General features: G+C 63.2%; 23 protein-coding genes. 13 read left to right on the top strand and 10 right to left on the bottom strand.

The features are described from left to right. Positions 1-20: 20 nt before the first annotated feature. The 9 genes from SZ63_RS02230 to SZ63_RS02190 are packed head-to-tail and all read right to left on the bottom strand — an operon-like array spanning position 21 to position 8,607. On the bottom strand, positions 21-989 hold the full coding sequence (locus SZ63_RS02230; protein WP_048180832.1) for an isocitrate/isopropylmalate dehydrogenase family protein: 969 nt from the start codon (positions 987-989) through the stop codon (positions 21-23). Continuing rightward, positions 967-1,788 (bottom strand): DUF7714 family protein, encoded by an 822-nt coding sequence (locus SZ63_RS02225; RefSeq protein ID WP_048180373.1) that lies wholly within the window; start codon positions 1,786-1,788, stop codon positions 967-969. Before SZ63_RS02225 ends, SZ63_RS02230 begins: the two co-directional genes overlap by 23 nt. Continuing rightward, a complete protein-coding gene (locus tag SZ63_RS02220; RefSeq protein ID WP_048180829.1) occupies positions 1,785-2,255 on the bottom strand; it encodes a LeuD/DmdB family oxidoreductase small subunit in 471 nt (156 codons plus the stop codon). The genes SZ63_RS02225 and SZ63_RS02220 overlap by 4 nt, the downstream gene beginning before the upstream one ends. Next, positions 2,255-3,466: an aconitase/3-isopropylmalate dehydratase large subunit family protein gene (locus tag SZ63_RS02215; RefSeq protein ID WP_048180370.1), complete on the bottom strand. Its 1,212-nt coding sequence runs from the start codon at positions 3,464-3,466 to the stop codon at positions 2,255-2,257. Before SZ63_RS02215 ends, SZ63_RS02220 begins: the two co-directional genes overlap by 1 nt. After that, positions 3,463-4,593 (bottom strand): homocitrate synthase family protein, encoded by a 1,131-nt coding sequence (locus SZ63_RS02210; RefSeq protein WP_048180367.1) that lies wholly within the window; start codon positions 4,591-4,593, stop codon positions 3,463-3,465. Before SZ63_RS02210 ends, SZ63_RS02215 begins: the two co-directional genes overlap by 4 nt. Then, entirely contained in the window at positions 4,565-5,824 is a 1,260-nt protein-coding gene (locus SZ63_RS02205) for a thiamine pyrophosphate-dependent enzyme (protein WP_048180364.1), read from the bottom strand. The genes SZ63_RS02210 and SZ63_RS02205 overlap by 29 nt, the downstream gene beginning before the upstream one ends. Continuing rightward, on the bottom strand, positions 5,821-6,792 hold the full coding sequence (locus SZ63_RS02200) for a radical SAM protein (protein ID WP_048180361.1): 972 nt from the start codon (positions 6,790-6,792) through the stop codon (positions 5,821-5,823). The genes SZ63_RS02205 and SZ63_RS02200 overlap by 4 nt, the downstream gene beginning before the upstream one ends. Beyond that, entirely contained in the window at positions 6,774-7,667 is an 894-nt protein-coding gene (gene mmp11, locus SZ63_RS02195; RefSeq protein WP_048180358.1) for a methanogenesis marker protein 11, read from the bottom strand. The genes SZ63_RS02200 and mmp11 overlap by 19 nt, the downstream gene beginning before the upstream one ends. Continuing rightward, complete coding sequence (locus SZ63_RS02190; protein WP_048180350.1) at positions 7,651-8,607, bottom strand: tRNA(Ile)(2)-agmatinylcytidine synthase; 957 nt, start codon at positions 8,605-8,607, stop codon at positions 7,651-7,653. The genes mmp11 and SZ63_RS02190 overlap by 17 nt, the downstream gene beginning before the upstream one ends. Positions 8,608-9,075: 468 nt before the next feature. Between SZ63_RS02190 and SZ63_RS02185 the strand changes: the two genes are divergently transcribed. The 3 genes from SZ63_RS02185 (at position 9,076) to SZ63_RS02175 (ending at position 11,062) form a co-directional block, all read left to right on the top strand. Beyond that, on the top strand, positions 9,076-10,191 hold the full coding sequence (locus tag SZ63_RS02185; RefSeq protein ID WP_048180826.1) for a C1 family peptidase: 1,116 nt from the start codon (positions 9,076-9,078) through the stop codon (positions 10,189-10,191). Between the two features lie 13 nt (positions 10,192-10,204). Further along, positions 10,205-10,651: a hypothetical protein gene (locus SZ63_RS12325; protein WP_052959033.1), complete on the top strand. Its 447-nt coding sequence runs from the start codon at positions 10,205-10,207 to the stop codon at positions 10,649-10,651. A 105-nt stretch (positions 10,652-10,756) separates the two neighbouring features. Further along, positions 10,757-11,062, top strand: a complete 306-nt coding sequence (locus SZ63_RS02175; RefSeq protein ID WP_048180820.1) for a protease inhibitor I42 family protein — start codon at positions 10,757-10,759, stop codon at positions 11,060-11,062. A gap of 74 nt (positions 11,063-11,136) precedes the next feature. Here the strand turns inward: SZ63_RS02175 and fhcD are convergent, their stop codons facing one another. Then, on the bottom strand, positions 11,137-12,054 hold the full coding sequence (fhcD, locus tag SZ63_RS02170) for a formylmethanofuran--tetrahydromethanopterin N-formyltransferase (RefSeq protein WP_048180346.1): 918 nt from the start codon (positions 12,052-12,054) through the stop codon (positions 11,137-11,139). 615 nt (positions 12,055-12,669) lie between these two features. On the opposite strand from fhcD, the gene SZ63_RS02165 reads away from it, so the two are divergent. From SZ63_RS02165 to SZ63_RS02120, 10 genes are read left to right on the top strand one after another with little or no spacing between them, the layout of a single operon-like run. Next, positions 12,670-12,942 carry an indolepyruvate ferredoxin oxidoreductase subunit alpha gene (locus SZ63_RS02165; RefSeq protein WP_048114244.1) on the top strand — a complete coding sequence of 91 codons (273 nt, stop codon included), beginning with the start codon at positions 12,670-12,672 and terminating at the stop codon, positions 12,940-12,942. A 15-nt stretch (positions 12,943-12,957) separates the two neighbouring features. Beyond that, on the top strand, positions 12,958-14,127 hold the full coding sequence (locus tag SZ63_RS02160) for a 4Fe-4S binding protein (protein WP_048180343.1): 1,170 nt from the start codon (positions 12,958-12,960) through the stop codon (positions 14,125-14,127). 10 nt (positions 14,128-14,137) lie between these two features. Next, positions 14,138-14,719, top strand: a complete 582-nt coding sequence (hdrC, locus tag SZ63_RS02155) for a CoB--CoM heterodisulfide reductase subunit C (RefSeq protein ID WP_048180340.1) — start codon at positions 14,138-14,140, stop codon at positions 14,717-14,719. A gap of 4 nt (positions 14,720-14,723) precedes the next feature. Continuing rightward, positions 14,724-15,626 carry a CoB--CoM heterodisulfide reductase subunit B gene (gene hdrB, locus SZ63_RS02150; protein WP_048180337.1) on the top strand — a complete coding sequence of 301 codons (903 nt, stop codon included), beginning with the start codon at positions 14,724-14,726 and terminating at the stop codon, positions 15,624-15,626. A gap of 11 nt (positions 15,627-15,637) precedes the next feature. Then, the gene (locus tag SZ63_RS02145) at positions 15,638-17,656 is read left to right on the top strand and encodes a CoB--CoM heterodisulfide reductase iron-sulfur subunit A family protein (protein WP_048180331.1); all 2,019 of its coding nucleotides are present in this window, start codon (positions 15,638-15,640) and stop codon (positions 17,654-17,656) included. Beyond that, positions 17,657-18,082, top strand: a complete 426-nt coding sequence (locus SZ63_RS02140; protein WP_048180329.1) for a hydrogenase iron-sulfur subunit — start codon at positions 17,657-17,659, stop codon at positions 18,080-18,082. A gap of 27 nt (positions 18,083-18,109) precedes the next feature. Then, positions 18,110-18,511 carry a molybdopterin dinucleotide binding domain-containing protein gene (locus tag SZ63_RS02135; protein WP_048180327.1) on the top strand — a complete coding sequence of 134 codons (402 nt, stop codon included), beginning with the start codon at positions 18,110-18,112 and terminating at the stop codon, positions 18,509-18,511. After that, positions 18,508-19,821 (top strand): formylmethanofuran dehydrogenase subunit B, encoded by a 1,314-nt coding sequence (locus tag SZ63_RS02130; protein ID WP_048180324.1) that lies wholly within the window; start codon positions 18,508-18,510, stop codon positions 19,819-19,821. Before SZ63_RS02135 ends, SZ63_RS02130 begins: the two co-directional genes overlap by 4 nt. 3 nt (positions 19,822-19,824) lie before the next feature. Beyond that, a complete protein-coding gene (locus SZ63_RS02125; protein WP_048180319.1) occupies positions 19,825-21,531 on the top strand; it encodes a formylmethanofuran dehydrogenase subunit A in 1,707 nt (568 codons plus the stop codon). A gap of 12 nt (positions 21,532-21,543) precedes the next feature. Further along, the gene (locus tag SZ63_RS02120; protein WP_048180316.1) at positions 21,544-22,350 is read left to right on the top strand and encodes a formylmethanofuran dehydrogenase subunit C; all 807 of its coding nucleotides are present in this window, start codon (positions 21,544-21,546) and stop codon (positions 22,348-22,350) included. Positions 22,351-22,558 lie beyond the last annotated feature (208 nt).

Below are 22,558 nucleotides of genomic sequence, written 5' to 3'. Positions count from 1 at the left end.
AATTCTCGACCCTGAAGTGTTTAGGCCTTCCCCCGCCCGACCTCGCGGAGCACCGCCGCCCCGAACTCCCGGGTTCCGGCGGTCCCGCCGAGGTCGGGTGTCCGGATGCCTGCGGAAAGCACCCGGTCGACGGCCTCCTCGACAGCCGCCGCGGATACGGGATCGCCGAGGTGGTCGAGCAGCATCGCTCCGCTCCGGATGGCCGCGACGGGGTTTGCAATGTTTTTCCCCGCGATGTCGGGAGCGCTCCCGTGAACGGGCTCGAAGAGGGCGGCACGCTTCCCGATATTCGCGCTCGGGAGCATCCCGAGCCCCCCGACAAGGTAGGCGGCGGCGTCGGAGAGGATATCGCCGAAGATGTTGGTCGTCACGATCACGTCGTAGCGGTCGGGGTGCATCAGGAGGTCGAGGCAGAGCGCGTCGATGTAGCAGAACGTGCAGGGCACTCCCGCACGGGCGGCTTCCGCCGTGCAGGCCTCGACGAAGAGGCAGTCCGACTTTAAGACGTTCGCCTTGTTGCCGACGGTGAGGTGGCGGCGGGACTTCGCGAGGGTGCAGGCGTAGCGGGCTATCCGCTCGCTCCCCCGGCGGGAGACGACCCGGACGGTGCAGGCGCGATCGGGTTCCGTCCACTCGATGCCGGAGTAGAGCCCTTCGGTGTTCTCCCGCACGATGACGACGTCGACCCCCTCGCCCCGGATCGGGCGGACGTTCGCGTAGAGGTCGAGTTCGCGGCGGATCTGCACGAGAACGCTCCGGTATCCGGGGTCGGGCGGGGTCGTGATTGCCCCGAAGAGGATGGCGTCGGCCGACCGGAGGTCGGCGACCGTCTCCTCGCCGCAGGCGCTCCCGGTCCGCTCCCACCGGCCGTAGCCCACCTCGACGTCGAAGAACTCGATATCCGGGCGCACGGCCGTGAGGATATCGCGAGCGACCGGGACGACCTCGCGCCCGATGCCGTCGCCCTCAACGACCGCTACCTTCACCATTCTGCTTCCTCCACGCGGTTGCGACCGCTCTTGCCGCCTCCGCGATCTCCCACGACGACGACCCCCAGTGAACCACCGCGCCGAAGAGGCCGTTCCAGAGGCCGATGCCGGCCCGCTCGCTCCTGCAGCACCGCGCGATGAACGGTTCGGCCGCCACCGATTCAAGCGGGCAGATGTTCTCCACCGTAACCCCCTCGCCGTAGCACTCCCGCAGGAGTTCCCGTGCCGTCAGGCAGCCCGCCACGCGGTCGCCGGGCCGGAGCGGGTCCGCGTCGACGGTGCGGGGGAACCCTGCCGCCCGGCAGGGGTAGACGTCGGCTTTGATCTCGCGGATGTCACGGACGTGGTGCTCGAAGACGACCTCGAGGTCGCCGAAGAGCCCGGTTCTCTCGAGGTCGCCGAGCGTTGCCGAGAGGTGGGGGCGGGGCGGGGTGATGTCGTAGACGTGGATCCGGAGGAAGGCCGAGAGGTCCGGGTCGAGCACGAACGTGGTCTGTTCGCCGTGGCCGCAGAAGACGGTGCACCGGTACCCGGACCGCATCGCTTCCTGTACTAAGAATGTTCGATCCTGAACGTTCACGCGTTCGGGGTAGCGGTAGACATCGTCGCCGGAGGCGAGCACCCGGGCCGAGAGGACGTCGCGCATCAGGCCGGTTCCGTTCGGGTCGGTCTCCACCTCGAGCACCTCGGTGCCGCCGGGAGTCTCCCGGACGAGGTAGCGCGAGAGGAAGTAGGCCCGCTTCCCGCACGGTGTGCCGTTCGCGGAACCGACGAACTTGCAGTGGGGCGGGAAGATCATCGGGACGACCTCCAGTAAGGGACCAGCCCTCCGGCACGGAGGATGGCGACCATCTTCTCCGAGAGCGGGCGGGCGGGGTACCGCTCTCCGTCCACCTCCACCCACCCGCTATCGAGGTCGAAGGCGACGCGGGCGCCGTCGGTGCAGGCGACGGAGGCCTCGATCACCGGCAGGCCGACGTTGACGGCATTCCTGAAGAATATCCGGGCGAACGACTCCGCGACGACTGCGACCACCCCGGCCTCGCGGAGGGCGACCACCGCCTGCTCGCGGGACGACCCGCAGCCCATGTTCCTCCCGGCGACGATGACCGAGCCGGAAAGGCGGGGGGCGAGCGTCGGGTCGAGGTCCTCGAAGACGTGCTCCCCCCAGACCGAGCGGTCTTTCGTCCGGAGGTAGCGGCCGGCGATGATGAGGTCGGTGTCGATGTCGCGCCCGAGGCAGATTGCCGGCCCGGTTCCCTGCATCATGCCACCTCCGGCACGGTTATCTCCCCCGCAAGGGCGCTCGCTGCGGCGGTGGCGACCGACGAGAGGTAGATCTCGCCCCCCACGCCCATCCGGTTCTTGAAGTTCCGGTTGGCGGTGGAGAGGCAGACCTCCCCCTCCCCGAGCACCCCGGCATGCGCCCCGAGGCACGGCCCGCATCCCGGCGATCCGACGACGCAGCCCGCTTCCACGATCTCGGCGAGGACGCCGGCGGCGATCGCCCGGGCGAGCACCGATCGGGATGCGGGGATCACCAGGGTGCGGACGGCCACCTTCTTCCCCCGGACGATCCGGGCGAACCGGGCAAGATCCTCGTAGCGGCCGTTCGTGCAGGTTCCGACGAAGACCTGATCGAGGTGTGTGCCCGCGACCTCCTCCGCCTCCCGGACGGTATCCACCCGGTGCGGAACCGCGACGAGCGGCACGATCTCGTCGAGGTCGATCGCGACCGTCCGTTCGTAGCGGCAGTCCTCCGGCACCTGGGGGGATGCCGTAACCCCATGACCCGCGAGGTAGCGGACGGTAGCCGCGTCGGCGTAGAAGATCCCCGTCTTCGCCCCCGTCTCGACCGCCATGTTCGAGAGGGTCAACCGCCCGTCCATGGAGATCGTCGCCGCCCCGTCGCCCACGAACTCCAGCGCCCGGTAGGTCGCCCCCTCCATCCCGAGTTCCGCGACGCAGGCGAGGGCGAGGTCTTTCGGCTCCGCAGCACCGGAGAGTTGTCCGGAGAGGTCGAGCGCAATCGTCTCCGGGACGCGGAACCACGTCTCCCCCGAGGCCCAGATCGCCGCCATATCGGTCGCTCCCACCCCGGTGGCGAACGCGCCGAAGGCGCCGAGGGTGCAGGTGTGGGAGTCGGCGCCGACGACGATCATGCCGGGCCGGACGACCCCTTCGCTCATCACCTGGTGGCAGATCCCCCCGCCGGCATCCGAGAGCGCGATCCCCGCTACCCGGGCGTACTCACGAAGCTCGGCCTGGAGCGTCGCCGTCGTCCCGGTGTTCGCCGGGACGATGTGGTCGAAGACGAGCCGGAGGCGGTCGGGGTGCGGGAGCCGCTCCACCCCCATCTCCCGGAGCGCTTCCCGGGCGAGGACGCCGGTTCCGTCGTGGGCGAAGGCGATATCGACCTCTCGATCCACGTATTCCCCCGCCGGTGCGCCGAGGATCACTTCGGAGAGCGTGCTCACTGGACAATCCCCTCCTTTGCCGCCCGCAGGAGGCTGCAGAGCACCTCGCGGGTGACGCTGCACTTCCCCTCGCTCTTCTGTTTGACCTGCTCGAGCACCCACCGCGCCTCGTCGTCGGAGAGGTCGAATCCATAGGCCTTCGCGACGTGCTCGAGCGCCCGCTTCCCCGTATGCTTCCCGAGGACGAACCGTCGTTCGCCGCCCACCAGTTCCGGCGGGACGTACTCGTAGGTCGTCGGATCGCAGAGGATCGCGGCGATGTGGATGCCGCTCTCGTGGGCAAAGGCGTTCTCGCCGACGATCGGCCGGGTGCGTTCCGGGGCAACGCCTGAAGCCCGGGCGACCAGGCGCGAGATCTCCTGCAGGCGGGTAAGATCGTAGCGGTCGACGCCGCCCTTCAGCCGCAGGACGGCGAGCACCTGTTCGAGTGCCGCGTTGCCCGCACGCTCCCCGATCCCGTTGACGGTGGTGTGGAGCTGGAATGCACCGGCGGCCGCGGCCGTGACGGTGTTTGCCGTCGCAAGCCCGAGATCGTTGTGGCAGTGGATGCAGAGCGGAAGCGGGGCCGCGTCGAGGAGACGGGTGACGACCGCGTGCGTCTCGAGCGGCGTGAGGCAGCCGACGGTATCCGCGAAACTGACGAGGTTCGCGCCGCGCTCGACGCCGCGGGTATACATCTCGGTGAGAAACGCCGGGTCGGTCCGGGAAGCGTCTTCGGCGGCGAACCGCACCTGGACACCGTGATCGGAGGCGAACTCCACCATATCGAGGGCGCCGTCGAGCACCTCCTCGCGGGGTTTGCGGTACTTGTGCCGGATGTGGAGGTCGGAGGTCGCGAAGAATATGCTGACCATATCCACGTCACAGTCGAGCGCCGCCTCGATATCGGGCTTGAGCGCCCGTGCGAGGCAGCAGACCCGGGCAGAGAGACCGCTTCCGGCGATCGCCGCGACGCACTCCTTCTCCGCCGCGGAGACCACGGGAAACCCGGCCTCGATCACCTCCACGCCGATCGCGTCGAGCAGTTCCGCGATCGCCGTCTTCTCATCACGGGTAAACGAGACGCCGGGAGTCTGCTCCCCGTCTCGCAGCGTTACGTCACAGATCTCGATATGCCACGGTTTCATGGGTCTCACCTTCTGGGCAGGCGCCTTCGATAACCACCGTCCGGGGGCCGTCATCCGGGAGGACGAGAGCCCGGCGAAGCGCCCCGATATCGTCTGCGGCACAGACGACCGGGTTCGCCCAGGCGATGTAGCGAAGGATCTCGGGGACGGGGTGACCGCCGGTCATCCCCATCCGGTTGTTCGCAAAGACGATACAGAGGAGCGGGAGTTTGCGTTCGTAGACGTCGATGAGGGCGTTCAGGCCCGAATGCAGGAGCGCGTAGTCGCCGGTGAGCGCGACACCCGGCCCGGTCGCGGCCACGGCGACCGACGAGCCGAGGCCGTAGGTGGCGATGCCGATGCGGTATGGCGGGTTCATCGCGAGGATCGCGCACCCGGCGTCGCAGGCCGCCCGGAGTTTGCGTTCGCGGAGGATGGCGAGGGCCGGGTGGAACGGGCAGTTCCGGCAGAACGTCCGGTAGCGGCCCCGGGTGGAGAACCGTTCCGGCTCTCCGGCGGGTTCGGGTGGAACGAGCAGCCGGTGCTCCCGGAGGAAGGGGCGGCCGGTCTCGTGGAGCGAGGCGAGCATCTCCGGGGCGGCCGGCGGCGGGTAGACGGTGACGGCACGGGATCTACCGCCCGAGAACCGGTTGAGGGGAGAGGAACGCGACCAGGCAAACATCTCTGCCGTCCGGCGGTCGGCCATCAGCGCCCGGCCGGCCATCGTGAGCCCGGGGTCGGCGAGGCATCCCTCCCGGCGCCGCCGCGGAGCGGAGAGGGGTTCGGGCACGTCCGCACCCAGGAAGGCGGGCGTGACCCTGACGATGGCGACCCTCGAGAAGGTCTCCGACGCCTCGAACGCCGCATCGACGGCAAGGCCGAGCGTCTCGCCGTCGGGCTCCAGCACCGGAACCCGGGCCACCTCGCCGTAGTAGCGGGAGTCCTGCACGACGTCTGAAGCCGCCGCACCGACGTCGTCGGCGGCGACGATGACGACGCCCGACCGGAGTCCCTGGGCGGTGGCGTGCACGAGCGGGTCGGCGCAGGCGTTGAGGCCGACGTGCTTGACGAAGACGGCGGCCCTCCGGCCGGAGAGGGAGTCGCCGAGGGCGTACTCGAGCGCCGTCTTCTCGTTGACGGTGTTCACGGCCTCCGCCAGGGCAGCAACCTCCGATACCGGGTAGCCGGGGACGGCGTAGCAGCGGTCAGCCGACTGCCGGACTGCCCGGGCAAGCACCTCGGCGCCCTTCATGCGTCCCTCCCCGGCGTGAGATCGCAGCCGGTGCATGCCGCACACATCGTCAGCGCCCGGCAGGGGTCGAGCCCGGCCCGGCGGAGGATCCTCCCGTGAACCTCGAAGAGCGAGAGCAGCCGTTCGGCGGAAGGGCGGGGCATACCCGCGAGAGACGCCGCCGGGGTGAGCGGGCGGAGAACCGGGATGACACCGCCGGCGGCGAGGTCTTCCATCACCCGCTCCAGGTCTTCGTCGGTCTCCCCGAGGCCGACGATGACGTTCGAGTAGACCCTCCCCCGCCCGAAGAGCGCGACGGAGGACGAGAGCGACTCCCGGACCCCTTCCCACGAGAGCCCGGGGCACATCTCCGAGAAGAGTTCGGGCGTCGCCGTCTCGATGTTGAACTTCACCTCGGCGACGCCGAGCGCGTGAAGCCGGGCCGGGGTCCCGGGGCAGGGGTAGATCGAGACGCCGATGGGAAGATCGAACGGGCGGAGCGCCGCAACGACATCGATGACATAGGCCTCCTCCTCCTCGATCGAGGAGGCGACGCCGCTCGTGATCGAGACGGCGTCGATCCGGTCGGCGACGCTTTCGACCATGCGGACGATCTCGCCGACCTCCTTCCGCCGTCCGGGAAGTTCCGGCACCGGGCAGTAGCGGCAACGGAAGATGCACGTCCCGCTGACCGTGATGTAGGCCTGGCGGGGGCAGTGGAGGGCGGCAGGTTCGAGCCGGCCGGCGACGGATTCGCCGTCGATGAGGAGGTCTGCCGCGCCGCCTCCCCGGTGAACGACCTCGATGGGGCTGTTATCATCGACGCCGGCCCGGACACGCCGGCCGCCGCCGGGAGAAAAGAAGAGTGAACCGGGCGTGCCGGCCGAGGGGCCCGCGGCGGAGCGGGATACGTATTCGTCCGAAGATTCGCCGGAGAGGCGGACGGAGCCTGTCTCGAGCACCCGGGCTTTCAGCCGCTTCCATTCCATAGCGCCAGCGCCTCCTCGTACCGTGTGTAAAACGGGATCGCCGCAACCGCCCCGATCACGCCCCGGCCGTTCATGACGATGGAGAGACGTTCGTCATCGAGGGCGGCAAGGTCGTCCGCGGAGACCTCGCCCCGCTTCACGCGGCAGCCGAACTCTTCGAGCGGCGAGGGATCAAACCCCCGCCAGACCGCCATCCCGGTCTCGTCCGAGAGGGTGTACTCCTCGAGGAGATCCCGATAGTTCCTGATCAGCCCGGCAGGATCGGAAGTGGCGAACTCGCAGGCGATGGCGACGCAGTTCTTGGTCCGGTAGGGGACGGGATAGAGCTGAACGATGGTGTGGGAGAGGTAGCGTGAACGGTCGTCCTCGACGGCGCGGGCGATGTTGTGCGCGAGTGTCCAGGTGGCCCCCTCCTCGGGGGTATCGGTGTCGTCGATCCCGACGAGCACCCGCTCAAGCCGGGGGAGCCAGACGGTCGAACCCGCGAGCCGCCCTCCGCCGGCAGGGTCGCTCACGCAGCGGACGACGCCCTCCGCACCGGCGCGGCAGACCGACGCCCCCACGCCACCGCCGCCGAGCCCCCGGTAGGTGACGGCGATCTCGTCCTCTTCGACGGCGACTTCGGCGATTCCCGCCGGAAAGACCGAGCCCTCGAGCGCGAGGTCGGCGCTCCCGGTCGAGAGGAGGTAGCGGTTGGTCGACCCAACCGTGCGGACGGAGCGGACGAGCGGGCTCTGCGCGTAGTGCCGCTTCACCCACATCGCGCCGCCGGTGCAGTCGAAGAACTCGACGAGTTCCACCTGCCCGCCGCTCTCGTCGGCCACCGCCACGATCTGAGGATACCGTATCGTATACGGACTAGAGAGTCTCTCCATACAGTCCTGCCGCCTCAACGCCCTTGTTCCCCCAGAGAACGGCACCCAGAGCTCCGATTCTGCCCTTCCGCCCGGTCGAGTCGATGAACCGGACGCCCATCCGTGCCGCCTCCGCCTCCGCGTCGTCGACCGTCAGGAGCTCGGTCTTGACCCTTTTCGCGTAGGGTGATTCTTCGGCAAACGCAATCCCGCGGTAGACGGCGATGCCGGTATCGTTGCTGACCGCTTCGGACTCGATGAAGTCGCGGACGTATTCGAGGAGTTCGTCCACCTTCCCCGGGCGCACGGCGAAGTTCAGGGCCGAGCCGACGCAGTTGGTGGTCTTCTTCGGGACCGCGGGGTTCAGCTGCACGAGGCGCATGTCCAGGTACTCGACCCCCGGGATCGTGCAGCCCTCCGCGCACTTGAGCGCAAGCACCCACGTGGCGCCCTCCTCGCGGGTATCGGTGTCGTCGATCCCGATCGTCACCTTCTCATACAGCGGCGATACGATCCGCACCCGGCAGACCCGGGCGCCGCCGATCTTGAGATCGTCTTCCGTAGGATACTCCGCCCGGATCACGCCCGGCGCCTGCGGCAGGCAGGCGGCGACGCCGACGCCCGCCCCCGCGATGCCCGACCAGGTCGTCACCACTTCGTCCCCGACGACCTCGACCCCCTCGAGCGCCTGGCCGCCGATCTCCTGGCCGGCAGCCCCGAACTTCGCGGGGGATACCCCCAGCCGGGCGAGCATCGTCATCGTCGTGCCCTCGACGTGGCAGGACTCGACCGCGCCCTTCGCCCGCACCCGGTTCGCCGCGTCCCACTCGATCGTCCCCCGGGCCCGGCAGTGCTCGCGGATCTCCGCGAGACCGGCGTTCTGGTCGACCATGGCGAGGAACTTCATCGAGAACAGCGGCCCGAACCGGGCCCTGACTTCGTCGGGTGTGAGCGTAATCATGATGTCACCGAAATAATCGTTAACAAGAATGTCGTTGATAACGATATTTAAGGGGATCGGTTGAAGAGAGGAAGAGGGCAGGCACCGGGACTGTCCGGCCCATAGGTGAACGACATACCAGGATTCGCTTTCATACGTCAAGTTCAGCCATGCCCTCTGGATGGTTTTAAGCGGCGGCTTTTTTGAACCGACGCGTTTCCGGAATAAGGTCGGGCAAACGGGGTCGGCATCATGCTCGCTACCAAATAGATAATGACCGGATTGCCCGGCAGCAATACATCTCGGTCGCGTCATGCGAAAATATTTATACCCCAAACAGTATTGTAACGCGTCGCCACAAAACCACATGAATCGAGCAATAATTTGCTCCTTTTTTTGTTCTGCCAAAAATTACAGAGTCATCAAATTTCAGGTGACGCTAGGGGAAATTGGATTTGAACAAAGCGTATGAAAAAGAGGACGTGGACAATGGAGGACACCATAACCTTGGAGGATATACGCAGTGCACTCCGCACTGAAGGTGAACCCTGGGAGGCCGGTGTTACCAGCCTCTCCGTGCTTTCTATTGAGGAGCAGAAGAAACGCCTGGGAGTGTCGCCACCGCCGGGTGAACCGGATGTCGCTGAGATAGAGCGGCGCTGGCCTGCACTGGAGCAATCGCTGAAATCAGAAGCACTCTCGGCTATCACCGCACCTCCCGCGTACGACCTCCGGAATGTCGGAGGGAAAAATTTCATCACCCCGGTTAAAGACCAGGGAAGCTGTGGTTCGTGTGTCGCCTTCGGAACTGTCGCCACAGTCGAAGGCAGAGTTCGCCTCTGGTACAGTGATCCGTCTTATGCGGTCGATCTCAGCGAGGCACATCTCTTCTTCTGCCACGCTCGCGAAAAAGGCAGGTCGTGTTCAAACGGATGGTGGCCGAACGAGGCGTTAGACGCCTTCAAAAGCAAAGGTGTCGCCGATGAAGCATGCTACAAGTATGAAGACGGGAATGTAAAACAGGACTGCTCTGGCCTGTGCTCAAACTGGGCTGACCGCGTCGTGAAGATCACCGGATACACGGTACTCACGGGCAAGCCCGCCCAGATCAAAGAGTGGCTATCGACGAAGGGTCCCGTATGCGCCTGCCTCACCGTGTACCAGGACTTCTTCAACTACAAAAGCGGCATCTACAAGCACGTCACCGGATCTCAGGCCGGAGGCCATTGCGTAACGATCGTCGGATACAACGACAGTCCGGGATACTGGATCTGCAAGAACAGTTGGGGCACCGGATGGGGGGAGCAAGGATTTTTCAATATCGCCTACGGCCAGTGTGGAATCGACAGCTGGCTTAACCACGGCGTTGACGGCATCGTAAATACCGGGTGGCGGAATAACCGCCGCGTTATCGGGCTGTGGGCCATCAACGAAGACCGCAATGCATGGGTTCACATACAAGGGCTTGGGTGGCGCAAGGTTTCGCCGGATAACGACAACATCTTCTTCAATATGCTGGCCGTTCTGATTGCAGCGAAAGCTGCAGCACGCCCGGTGAACATCTACGAGGAAAATGGCGTCATCAAACAGGTTTACGTGTACTGAGGAAGGGAGCCAGATGACTGTAAAAAAATCCAAACCGGAATTGAGCCTGAGCGAATTCGCGGAGGGAATGCAGAAGGAAAGCGGGGGTGCGTCGGCACCCCGGGACATGCCGCCGGAGAGTGCTCATGAAGCCGGGGGCGCCACGGCTGTGACGCCGGCCCTGGAACCAATGATGACGGGTACGGGAGATGCCGCGCCGTCTCTCCCGGCAGAAGGGGGTGCGATCACCGGCATCGCAGCATGGCAAAACAATAAGAAGGTTGTCTCCCTCTGGTCGTTGAGCCAGAACCGCAATGCATGGGCAGGAATCGAAGGCGTGGGCTGGAAGAAGTTAAGCAATAAATCCGACAGCATCACTGTTGCCTTCACCATGCTGGCGGCCCATGCGCGTGAAAAAGGATCGCTGGTGAGTTACCGGGAAGAAAGCGACGGTATGATTCACGAGTTGTATGTCTGGTGAGTGCAGGACCTGCCGACCAAACGTGTATTGCCGTGACCCCTGCGGGTCAGAATCATGCAAACCCTTTTTTAGAAAGGGATAATCCTGGTGATCGGGGTAAACACGATGATTGTCGATGAGGGGGACCGGGACCATACCGTGACGGTGAAGGTCGGGAGTCCGGTTACTGTCCGTCTGGGCGAAAATCCGACAACGGGTTATCGTTGGGCATTGGTGGATCAAGGAGATCTCGAGGTTGTCGGGGATACTTTCGAGCAAACGGGTGACGCAATCGGCGCTGCAGGTGTAAGAACATTTACGTTTCATGCACCACAGCAGGGTCGATCCCGGCTCCGGTTCAAGAATTGGCGAGAGTGGGAAGGCGAGCGGTCGGTCATCCAGCAATTTGAGGTCACTGTTGAGGTGCAGTAACTGCTTCTCTCGATAGGAAACAGTGCCGATCGGTCGATAAGTAAGGGGATCCAAAACCGCAGCAAAAAAGAGATTTAGAGGTAGTCCGCCAGGACGTCCTTCAGCTCGAACTTGAACGGCCCGAGGCTGCCGCCGAAGTTCCCGGCGCTGATGAACTTCACGCCCGGCACCTTGGTCGCCGCACGGATGCCCTCGGCCATCGCGGTCCTGATCGAGTCCTCGTCGACACCGTCGATGACGATCTCGTAGACGGCCTTGACGCCCTCGGGAACCTTGCTGTTCTCGACCTTATCACGGAGGGTCGGGCAGTAGGCCTCGTTCGTGCTTGCACCCATGAACTTGTACTTGTTGCTCCCGACCTTCGAACCGCTCGCGACGATGCCGCCGGGGAAGGGCGTGATGACACCGCAGACGCCGCTGATGGCGTCGACCGCTGCCTGGGCGGCCGTCAGGGCGGCCATCTGGTTCTCGCCCATGATGAAGAAGTTACCGCCTGCAACACCCTTCACGGCGCCGAACTCCTCCTCGCCGATATACTCGCCCTCCATGATCGGGATGGCCCAGACCGTCCTGCCGCCGACCTCGCGCTTCTCCTCGTAGCCGTCGCCGAAGAAGTGCAGCTTGACCGGGAGTTTCTCCGGGACCTCGGCGACGACGTCCGAGAGGCCGTCGAAGACCGCCGTCGTCGGGGCGGTGAGGATGCACTCGGCAAGGCGCTCCACGACCTGCTCTTTCAGTTTCTTCTTGCTCGCGCAGATCATGATCGCGTAGCCGGGGCGGCCGTCGGGGGTCTCGTCGGGGGAGACGAAGCAGTCGATACCCGCCTCCGCCGGGCATCCGATGGTCGAGGTGGCAAACCCTACGGCCTCCACTGCTGCCTTGTACGCCCACTCCTCGGTGACGGCGGTGATAATGGGCCGCGCCACCCAGGTCGGGAACGCCTCTGCATAGGTATCATCTATAGTAACGCCTTTAGCCTCTTTCAGTTCCATGGATAGAATACACCTCGTTTGCTACAATGTTATGATATGGACTGAATAAGGTTTCTTTTTTACCCGGGCGTGCGCACCGGACCGGCGCCGGGCTCCCTGCGAGGAGACGTTGCACGACGCCCGCGGCCCCGCCAGCCCGCCTGCAGGCCAATCCCGGATGCGGTACAGGGACTGCGGGCACAGAACCGGAACCGGTTTTCGGAGGCGACCGCAGGGTTCCGCACGAAGAGTGAAGAGTCGACGGATACAGAAACGGTTGCCGCTCACACCGCGCAACGCGCATCGGGTCATCCCGATCGAGTGGATGAGCGTCCCCTCCGGTCCGGGTGGCGATCCTGCACGCCCTCAACGCTGCCGGGGCGGATAGACCACCGATTTTCATCAAAAACTCTGATTTAAGATTTAAGGTTTTTGTTTTGCACTCTTGCCCGGAAGTCGGTGTAGCAATAAGATTTTGGGCATCGGGTTAACATGGCAACCGTTTTAATTTATAAAATTTGACGGATAATCATAGTTCTGGAATATAAGGCTGCCGGATTTCAGAAAGTTTATGTATATTCTTTGACAATTCTTTTTATATCGATTTTTAATCGATCAGATCTGGTGCGTGATACCATGGCATTTGCATTGCACATCAATATGGAACGATGTACAGGCTGCAACAACTGCGTGGTGGCATGTCCGGTCGACGCTCTCGAGCTCTACACCGAAGATCCAGCAACCAAGGAGAAGATCTACAAGGTCAGAGACGGCAAGGCCGTCATCCTTGATTTCAACTCAGAGCTCTGCGCCGGCTGCGGCGTATGCGTCCAGGCATGCCCCTATGGAGTCATCAAGCTTGTAGGACCGTGGGAAAGCCGGGCGAAGGCCCGAAAAGTGGAAGCCTAGGAGTGATACTAGAATATGGCACTGTTTCCAAAGTATTCCAAAACCCGGGAAGGCCAGAACGTCATCATGGAGCAGAGGCTCCTGAAGGCGGTCAACAACCTGATCCTGAACGCCGAGACCTGCACGGGCTGCGGCATCTGTGTCGACGCCTGCCCGGAAGAGGCAATCGTGCTCGGACCCGTCGGTGCGACCCGCCGCGGGGCCATCGACTACGCAGAACCCGTCGACGTCAACCCTGAGAAGTGTTCGTATTGTGGCGTTTGTGTCGTCATGTGCCCCTTCAATGCGATGACACTCAAGATCGACGGGGAGGAGCGCCTCCCGATTCTTGAGCAGGAGGGATTCCCCACCTACGATATGGTCACGACGATCGACGAGGAGAAGTGCGATCGGTGCACCATCTGCGAGGAAGTCTGCCCGAGGGACGCCATCAATCGCGACGTCCCCGCATTCGAGGGCGGCGACGAAGCCGGCAAACCGCGCCAGGCTGCACTGCAGACCAAGACGACGTTTACCGTCGACACCGAGAAGTGCGACGTCTGCGGCATCTGCGGCGAACTCTGTCCGAGCATCACCGTCGTTCGCAAGCCCGCGAACCCCGAGACCGGCAAGGTCGAAGGGGATGTCCAGTGGGAAGAGAGCACCTGCGACGGGTGCACGATCTGTGTCGAGGCCTGCCCCCAGGATGCAATCACCCTCGAACGCGAGATCATCAGCACCAAGCTGCCCGGCAAGGTCGACATCGAGCAGGACAACTGCTGCACCTGTACATGGTGCGTCCAGTCCTGCCCGCAGGAGGCAATCACCGTCGAGAAGATCTTCGAGGGAGACATCGAGATCAACCCCGAGAAGTGCCCCGGCGGCTGTTCGACCTGTGTGGAGGTCTGCCCCTGCAACGCGCTCTACCTGCCGTCCCCCGTCCCTGCAAAGGATATGAAGGGACAGGTTGAGGCCAACATCGCCATCAACAAGGACTTCTGTATCCTCTGCGGCGCCTGCGTCAACGCCTGCCCGAGCGAGGATGCAATCGTCCTGCGGAGGACCGGCATCCGGATGAAGGATAAGGAGACTGACCTCTTCAAGACGATCAAGGAGAAATTGCTCACCCCGAGGACATCGAAGGTCAAAGAGACCGCCCCCGGAGAGGTCGAGGTCAAAGTTCTGGGAGAAGCAGAAGAGGCATGAGGGATAGCCAATGGCAGTGAAGAAAGACTATAAGGACCAGAAACTCGCCGAGAAACTTCGGGACAGGAAATACTACATTCCTGACAGCAACCCCGAGTTCCTCAAAGAAGTTGAGAAGATCGGGCAGACGGCCGCCCACATGTGCTACCAGTGCGGCACCTGCACCGGTTCGTGCCCCTCGGCACCGCGGAGTTCGTACCGTATCCGGCTGTTCATGAGGAAAGCCGTCCTCGGTCTCGAGGAAGAGGCACTCACCGACCCGGACCTCTGGCTCTGCACGACCTGTTACAGCTGCACCGACAGGTGCCCCCGCGACCTCGCGCCGACCGACGCGATCATGGCGATGAGGAACCTGGCGTTCAAGCGGGACATCGTTCCGCGCAACTTCCTCCAGACCGTCCAGCTGATCTACAAGAGCGGACACGGCGTCCCGAACAACGACGCGAACCGTGCGGCCAGGAAGAAGCTCGGACTCGACGAGGAGCCTGAGACGACGCACAAGTACCCCGAGTACCTGCCCGGCATTCAGAAGATCCTCGATCACTACAGACTGAAAGAGAACGCTGACAGAATCCTCGCGGAGGGAGAGTGAAACCATGAGCGGAAACAACCACCAGTACGCATTCTTCCTCGGGTGCATCGCCCCGAACCGGTACCCCGGCATCGAGGCGGCGGCCATCCGGACCAGCAAGAACGTCGGCATCGACCTCCTCCCCCTGAAGGGCGCAAGCTGCTGCCCGGCACCGGGTGCGTTCGGTTCGATTGACCTGAACGTCTGGTACGCGATGGCGGCCAGAAACGTCGTGCTCGCCGAGCAGATGGGCATGGATATCGCCCTGGTCTGCAACGGGTGCTACAAGTCGATCTGGGAAGTCAACCACAAGCTGAAGCACAACGACGAGCTCCGCGACGGAGTCAACGAGGTGCTCAAAGAGATCGACATGGAGTTCAAGGGAACCGTCGACGTCTGGCACCTTGCCGAGCTCTACTACGACCCCAAGATCGTAGGCGTCAAGAAGATCGCCGACAGCGTCAAGCGCCCCCTGACCGGCGCGAAAGTCGCCGTCCACTACGGGTGCCACCTGATGAAGCCCGGCAAGGAGCGGCACTTCGGCGACACCGAGAACCCGATGTGGATCGAAGAACTCGTCGCCGCTCTCGGAGCCGAGCCCGTCCAGTACCGCAATAAGATGCAGTGCTGCGGTGCCGGCGGCGGTGTCCGCGGATACGACCTGACACACGCGCTCGACATCACGAACGAAAAACTGATCAACCTGCAGGAAGTGGGCGCGGATGCGCTGACCGAGGTCTGTCCGTTCTGCCAGCTCCAGTACGACAGAGGACAGGTCGAGATCCAGGACAAGTTCGGCATCACCTGGGGACTCCCGGTCCTGCACTACAACGAACTCCTGGGACTGGCTCAGGGCATGAACCCGGACGAGCTTGCACTCGACCTTCATGCCATCGATGTTGAGCCGTTCCTGAAGAAGATCCTGTGAGGTGCAAATACATGGCAGAAGTCAAGAACAAAGAGGCAAGAATTGGCGTTTTTGTGTGCCACTGTGGTACCAACATCGCGGGCACCATCAACGTCGAGGCAGTAAAGGAATACGCCAGGACGATCCCGAACGTTGTCGTCGCCGACAACTACGCGTATATGTGCTCGACCCCCGGTCAGAACATGATCGCGGACGCCATCAAGGAGCACAACCTGACCGGAGTCGTCGTCGCGGCCTGTACGCCCCGTCTGCACGAGCCCACGTTCCGTAACGCGACCGCGGCGGGTGGCCTGAACCCCTTCCGGTTCGAGATGGCAAACATCCGCGACCAGAACTCGTGGGTGCACATGCACCAGCCCGAGGAGGCTACCGAGAAGGCGAAGGATGCAATCCGGATCGCCGTAGCGAAAGCCTCTCTCCTTGAAGACCTCATCCCGAAGAGCGTCCCCGTGGAGAAGGCGGCGATGGTCGTCGGCGGTGGTGTCGGCGGCATGCAGGCAGCGCTCGACCTTGCGAACGCAGGCATCAAGACCTACCTCGTGGAGAAGAGCCCCACGATCGGCGGCAGGATGTCCCAGCTCGACAAGACCTTCCCGACGCTGGACTGCTCGCAGTGTATCCTGACCCCGAAGATGGTGGACGTCTACCGGAACGAGAACATCGAACTCCTCACCTACACCGAGGTCGAGTCGGTCGAGGGATACATCGGCAACTTCGACGTAACCCTCCGGAAGAAGGCTCGCGGTGTCCTCACCCCGGCCGAGGCGGAAGCCCGCGGCATCGTCGGCGGCGGCTGTACCGGCTGCGGCGACTGTGCAACGGTCTGCCCGGTCATCAAGCCGAACCCGTTCGAGCTCGGCATGGCCCCGAGGAAGGCGATCTACATCTACCACCCGCAGGTCTCCCCGCTGATCTACACCGTCGACTTCGACGCCTGCGTCAAGTGCGGTCTCTGTGTCGAGGCATGCGGCGAGAAGAAGGCGGTCGACCTCGATGCGCAGGACGAACTCATCACCGTCAAGGTCGGCACCGCCATCCTTGCCACGGGATACGATATCTTCCCCATCGAGAAGAAATTCGAGTGGGGCTACAAGAACTACGACAACGTCATCACGTCGCTCGAGTTCGAGCGGCTGATCTGTGCGTCCGGCCCGACCGGCGGCCACCTCGTCCGCCCGAGCGACGGCGAGACCCCGAAGCGGATCGCGTTCGTGCTCTGTGCAGGCTCCCGTGACAACACCGGCGTCGGCAGACCGTACTGCTCGCGGTTCTGCTGCATGTACTCCTTGAAACACGCCCACCAGATCATCGAGAAGATCCCCGGCGCGGTGCCTTACATCTTCTACATGGACATCCGGTCCTTCGGGAAGATGTACGAGGAGTTCTACTACCGCATCCAGAACGAGGGTGCGAAGTTCATCCGCGGCAGGGTGGCAAACATCACCGAAGACCCGGTGACCAAGAACCTCCACGTCAATGCGGAGGACACGCTCCTCGGCCGGCCGATCGACATGGAAGTCGATATGGTCGTGCTCGCGGCAGCCATCCAGCCCGCCGCCGAGACCGAGAGGACCCGGAGACTCTTCGGCGTCTCCTGCTCGCAGGACGGCTGGCTCCTTGAGGCTCACCCGAAGCTGAACCCGTGCGGCACCACCACTGCCGGCGTCTACCTCGCCGGTGTCTGCCAGGGACCGAAGGATATCCCGGACACGGTCGCCCAGGCAGAGGGTGCGGCATCCGCGGCATCCATCCCGATCCACAGGGGAGAGGTGGAGCTCGAGCCCTACTTCGCCCAGTGTATCGAGGAGAAGTGTGCAGGATGCGGACTGTGCGTCAACCAGTGCCCCTACCAGGCCCTCTCGCTCGTCGAGAAGGACGGCCGCAAGGTCATGCAGGTCACCGAAGCCAAGTGCAAAGGCTGCGGCACCTGCGGCGGTTTCTGTCCCGGCGGTGCAATCTGGATGCAGCACTTCGCAACCCCGCAGATCGTTGCACAGATCGACGCATTCCTCCTCGGAGGTGAACAGTAAATGGCAGACGAGAACTGGAAACCCAAGATCATCGCCATCATCTGCAACTGGTGTTCCTATGCCGGTGCAGACCTTGCCGGCGGCGCCCGCATTCAGTATCCTCCCGACATCCGCGCAGTCCGCGTGATGTGCACGGGCAGGATCGATCCCCTCTTCATCCTGAAGGCATTCCAGGATGGGGCGGACGGCGTGCTCGTCTCCGGCTGTCACTTCGGCGACTGCCACTACCTTGAGGGCAACTACAAGGCAGCCAAGAGGATGTTCCTCTTGAAGAGTGTCCTCAAGAACATCGGCCTTGACGACAAGCGTCTCAGAATGACCTTCGTCTCCGCATCCGAGGGTGCGAAGTGGGGCATGGTCATGAGCGACGTCGTCAAGACCATCAACGAGCTCGGCCCGAGCCCGCTCAAAGAGTTTGCCAGATAATACACAATAGACAGGGGATGAATAGTAATGGCAATCAGAGTGAATTTGATCACGGGTCGTACGATCCAGCAGGGGGTGTCCATGGAGGCGGGGAAAGAAAAACCCGCCTACACCACCGCCTGCGGGATCATCGAACTCGACCCGGCGGACTTTAAGAAGCTGGGAGCTTTCCGCAACACGAACGTACGCGTCACGAGCAAGTACGGCAGTGTCGTCGTCAAGGCGGTCGATGCAACCCAGGGTCCCCATCCAGGTGTGGCATACATACCCATGGGGCCATGGGCAAACATGGTGGTCAACCCGAACACCTACTCTACCGGCATGCCAACGTTTAAGGGCACACCTGTCGAGGTGGAGGTCGCCAAAAACGAACCCGTCCTCGGCTCACTGGAACTGGTGCGCAAGGGATGCAGGGGTGAACTAGCATGACCAAGACTGTAACCGACGTTATCTGCCCGTTCTGCGGGACACTCTGCGACGACCTCGAGGTCGTCGTCAGCGATGACGGAAAAGAACTCCACGAGGTCTACAACGCGTGCGCCATCGGTGCCGAGAAGTTCCTCCACTCCCAGGCAAAGGACCGTATCACCCGCCCCCGTATGCGGCAGGAGGACGGGTCCTGGAAAGAGATCTCCTACGACGAGGCAATCGAGTATACCGCCCGGATGCTCACCGAAGCAAAGAAGCCCCTGATGTACGGCTGGAGCTCCACGAACTGTGAAGCCCAGGCCGTCGGCTCCGAGATCGGTGAGGCCGTCGGAGCGGTCATGGACAACACGGCGACCGTCTGCCACGGAACATCCCTTATTGCGGTTCAGGATATCGGTATCCCGAGCTGCACGCTCGGCGAGGTCAAGAACCGTGCCGACCGGATCCTCTTCTGGGGATGCAACCCGGCACACGCCCACCCGCGGCACATGTCCCGTTACTCGATCTTCCCCCGCGGATTCTTCACCGGCAAGGGCCACACGGGCCGCAAGGTGATCGTCGTCGACCCGCGTCCCACCGACACCGCGAGCGTGGCGGACGTCCACCTGCAGATCGAGCAGGGGCGCGACTACGAGCTCCTTAACGCGCTCCGCGTGGCGTTCAAGGGCGAGCAGCTCCCCGACGTCGTCGCGGGAATCCCGAAGGAGAAGATTTACGAAGTCGCCGAGACGCTCAAGAGCGGCCGTTTCGCGATCATCTTCTTCGGCATGGGCGTGACCCAGTCGCTCGGGAAGAACCACAACATCGACGAGGCCATCGCGGTCACCCGTGACTTAAACGAGTACACGAAAGCAGCCATCATGCCGATGCGCGGGCACTACAACGTCACCGGCTCCGGCCAGGTCTGGGGCTGGCTCTTCGGGTTCCCCTATGCGGTGGACCTCTCCCGCGGATTCGCCCGTTACAACCCCGGCGAGACGACCTCCAACGACCTGCTCCGCAGGGACGAGGTGGACGCCGTCTTCGTCCTCGGCAGCGACCCCGGTGCGCACTTCCCGTTCAGCTCGGTCAAAAAGATCTACGACCGCCCGTCGGTCGCGATCGACCCGCACGAGACCCCGACCACCGAGGTCTGCAAGGTCCACGTCCCGGTCGCCTTCGTCGGCGTCGAGATCGGCGGGTGCGCATACCGGATGGACAACGTGCCGATTGAGACGAGAAAGGTCGTCGAGCCCCCCGAGGGCATGATGACCGACGAAGAGTTCCTGAAACGCGTCCTTGCGCGTGTCAAGGAGATCCAGGGGGTGTAAGCGATGGCAGAGTATCTCATCAAGAACGGTTTCGTCTTCGACCCGGTTCTCGGGATCAAGGGAGACAAAGCCGACGTCGCCATCAAGGACGGCAAGATCGTCGAGACCACTGCGGTCAAGAGTCCGCAGGTCATCGATGCCTCGGGTAAGACCGTCATGGCCGGTGGCGTCGATATCCACGCCCATGTCGCCGGCCCGAAGGTGAACGTAGGCAGGAACTTCCGCCCCGAAGACAAACTCTTCGGCTACAAGCCCAAAAACGGCATCGAGCGGATGCAGGGCGGGTTCTCCGTCCCGACGACGATCCGGACCGGCTACAACTACGCCCGCATGGGCTACACGACCGTGATGGAAGCGGCCATGCCGCCGCTCTACGCCCGGCACACCCATGAGGAGATGCGTGACACGCCGATCCTCGACCAGGGAGCCTACCCGGTCTTCGGGAACAACTGGTTCGTGCTCGAGTACCTCAAGAACCACGAGATCGAGAACACCGCCGCCTACATCGCCTGGCTGCTTCGGGCCACGAAGGGCTACGCGGTCAAGGTCGTCAACCCCGGCGGCACCGAAGCCTGGGCCTGGGGCCTGAACTGCGAGAACGTTCACGACCCGGTCCCCTACTTCGACATCACGCCGGCACAGATCATCAAGGGCCTCATCGAGGCGAACGAGTACCTGGGCCTCCCGCATTCGATGCACATGCACGCGAACAACCTCGGGAACCCCGGCAACTACACGACGACGCTCGACTCGTTCAAGCTCTCGGAGGGCATCAAGCCGAACAGCAAGTTCGGCCGCGACCAGGTGATGCACCACACCCACGTCCAGTTCCACTCCTATGGCGGAGACTCCTGGGCGAACGTGGAGTCGAAGGCGAAGGAGATCATGGACTACGTGAACTCGCACGACAACATCACCATCGACATGGGTCAGGTGACCCTCGACGAGACCACGACCATGACCGCCGACGGGCCGTTCGAGCACCACCTCACGGAGCTGAACCACCTGAAGTGGGCGAACGCCGACGTGGAACTCGAGACCGGATCCGGGGTCGTGCCCTACGTCTACAGCCCGAGCATCAAGGTCTGCGCCATCCAGTGGTGCATCGGCCTCGAACTTGCGCTGCTCGCGAAGGACCCCATGCGGATCTTCATCACCACCGACCACCCGAACGCCGGGCCGTTCATCCGCTACCCCCGGGTCATGAAGTGGCTCATGAGCACCGAAGCCCGTGAGCAGCAGTTCGACGCTTTCAAGCACAAGGACAAGGTCATCGAGGCGACCAACCTTGCCGGCCTCGACCGCGAACTCGACCTCTACGAGATCGCGCAGATGACCCGTGCAGGACCGGCGAAGTCGCTCGGTCTTGCGCACATGTACGGCGGGCTTGCACCCGGCCTCGAAGCGGACGTTGCGGTCTACGACTTCAACCCGAACGAGCCCTACGCACCCGACGACATCGAGAAGGCGTTCCTGAACGCAGAACACCTCTTCAAGACCGGTGTCCAGGTCATCCGCGACCACAACATCGCCAGCAACGGCAACAAGCGGACGCTCTGGGTGAACGCAAAGGTCAACGAGAACCCGCAGGTGATGCGTGACGTCAAGGAGAAGTTCCTCCGCTACTACACCGTCACCTTAAACAACTACGAGGTTACCGGACACTACCTCCCGAACCCGTACGTAATCGAGGTTGATGCCACAGAGTGAGGAGAGAGAAGGATGGATACCGTTAAACTCACCATAAAGAACCAGCCCGATCTCTACCTCGAGGCCGACACCATCTGCCCCGACACGTTCGCCGGGAAGAAGGCTGAAGAGATCGCCGGCCTCCACGTCTACATCGGCCGCGAGCAGCACCGGCTCGGAGACTTCTTCGAGGTCTCCGGCAACGCCGGAGCGACGCCCGAGGAGACGAAGATCGTCGTCAACGGCGACCTTTCCCGGGTCAAGTACATCGGCATGAAGATGACCGGCGGCGAGGTCGTCGTCAACGGCAACGCCGATATGTATGTCGGAGCCTGGATGCAGGGCGGCAAGATCACCGTGAACGGGAACGTCGATGCTTTTGCCGGAACCGGCATGAAGGGCGGCGAGATCGTCATCAACGGCAACGCCGGGAACTACCTCGGCGCCGCATACCGCGGCGACTGGCGCGGCATGCAGGGTGGAAAGATCACCGTCACCGGCAATGCCGGAAGCGATATCGGCACCTTCATGAACGGCGGCGAGATCGTCATCGGCGGCGACGTCGACGTTCATGTCGCCACCCATGCCGAGGGTGGAAAGATCATCATCAAGGGCAATGCAAAGAGCCGTCTCGGCGGCCAGATGGTGGAAGGCGAGATCTACGTCCTCGGCGACATCGACGTCATGATGCCCGGGTTTGCATACCGCGAGGATGTCGACGTCGATATGGACGGCATCAAGGGACGGTTTGCCCTTTACGAGGGCGACCTCGGAGAGCGCCACCGGAAACGAAAGGGCCAGACGATCTACGCTAAACTCTACCAGCGGATCGAAGCCTGAAACTCTCTTTTTTTTGCGAGCACATATACGTCGTATCGATCGTCGGAGAGCGGATGCGATCGGTATGGAAAACGTAGCACGAAATGACAAAACTTTGCCATTTTTATGTTACGGCAGACAGGACAGAATACGTTTCCTATTCGGAGCAATCGAAATATTTCCAGCAGATATTTAATATCGGACTCGCGATATATATTTGATCATAGAC

This window comes from Methanoculleus sediminis, from assembly GCF_001017125.1.
Lineage (GTDB): Archaea > Halobacteriota > Methanomicrobia > Methanomicrobiales > Methanoculleaceae > Methanoculleus > Methanoculleus sediminis.
Note: the sequence above shows the minus strand (reverse complement) of the source record. Positions and strands in the feature narration are given on the sequence as shown.

Coding starts and splice junctions, on each gene's coding strand:
- SZ63_RS02230 (WP_048180832.1), bottom strand. CDS start 989: ATGGTGAAGGTAGCGGTCGTTGAGGGCGACGGCATCGGGCGCGAGGTC.
- SZ63_RS02225 (WP_048180373.1), bottom strand. CDS start 1,788: ATGATCTTCCCGCCCCACTGCAAGTTCGTCGGTTCCGCGAACGGCACA.
- SZ63_RS02220 (WP_048180829.1), bottom strand. CDS start 2,255: ATGCAGGGAACCGGGCCGGCAATCTGCCTCGGGCGCGACATCGACACC.
- SZ63_RS02210 (WP_048180367.1), bottom strand. CDS start 4,593: ATGAAACCGTGGCATATCGAGATCTGTGACGTAACGCTGCGAGACGGG.
- SZ63_RS02205 (WP_048180364.1), bottom strand. CDS start 5,824: ATGAAGGGCGCCGAGGTGCTTGCCCGGGCAGTCCGGCAGTCGGCTGAC.
- SZ63_RS02200 (WP_048180361.1), bottom strand. CDS start 6,792: ATGGAATGGAAGCGGCTGAAAGCCCGGGTGCTCGAGACAGGCTCCGTC.
- mmp11 (WP_048180358.1), bottom strand. CDS start 7,667: ATGGAGAGACTCTCTAGTCCGTATACGATACGGTATCCTCAGATCGTG.
- SZ63_RS02190 (WP_048180350.1), bottom strand. CDS start 8,607: ATGATTACGCTCACACCCGACGAAGTCAGGGCCCGGTTCGGGCCGCTG.
- SZ63_RS02185 (WP_048180826.1), top strand. CDS start 9,076: ATGGAGGACACCATAACCTTGGAGGATATACGCAGTGCACTCCGCACT.
- SZ63_RS12325 (WP_052959033.1), top strand. CDS start 10,205: ATGACTGTAAAAAAATCCAAACCGGAATTGAGCCTGAGCGAATTCGCG.
- SZ63_RS02175 (WP_048180820.1), top strand. CDS start 10,757: ATGATTGTCGATGAGGGGGACCGGGACCATACCGTGACGGTGAAGGTC.
- fhcD (WP_048180346.1), bottom strand. CDS start 12,054: ATGGAACTGAAAGAGGCTAAAGGCGTTACTATAGATGATACCTATGCA.
- SZ63_RS02165 (WP_048114244.1), top strand. CDS start 12,670: ATGGCATTTGCATTGCACATCAATATGGAACGATGTACAGGCTGCAAC.
- SZ63_RS02160 (WP_048180343.1), top strand. CDS start 12,958: ATGGCACTGTTTCCAAAGTATTCCAAAACCCGGGAAGGCCAGAACGTC.
- hdrC (WP_048180340.1), top strand. CDS start 14,138: ATGGCAGTGAAGAAAGACTATAAGGACCAGAAACTCGCCGAGAAACTT.
- hdrB (WP_048180337.1), top strand. CDS start 14,724: ATGAGCGGAAACAACCACCAGTACGCATTCTTCCTCGGGTGCATCGCC.
- SZ63_RS02145 (WP_048180331.1), top strand. CDS start 15,638: ATGGCAGAAGTCAAGAACAAAGAGGCAAGAATTGGCGTTTTTGTGTGC.
- SZ63_RS02140 (WP_048180329.1), top strand. CDS start 17,657: ATGGCAGACGAGAACTGGAAACCCAAGATCATCGCCATCATCTGCAAC.
- SZ63_RS02135 (WP_048180327.1), top strand. CDS start 18,110: ATGGCAATCAGAGTGAATTTGATCACGGGTCGTACGATCCAGCAGGGG.
- SZ63_RS02130 (WP_048180324.1), top strand. CDS start 18,508: ATGACCAAGACTGTAACCGACGTTATCTGCCCGTTCTGCGGGACACTC.
- SZ63_RS02125 (WP_048180319.1), top strand. CDS start 19,825: ATGGCAGAGTATCTCATCAAGAACGGTTTCGTCTTCGACCCGGTTCTC.
- SZ63_RS02120 (WP_048180316.1), top strand. CDS start 21,544: ATGGATACCGTTAAACTCACCATAAAGAACCAGCCCGATCTCTACCTC.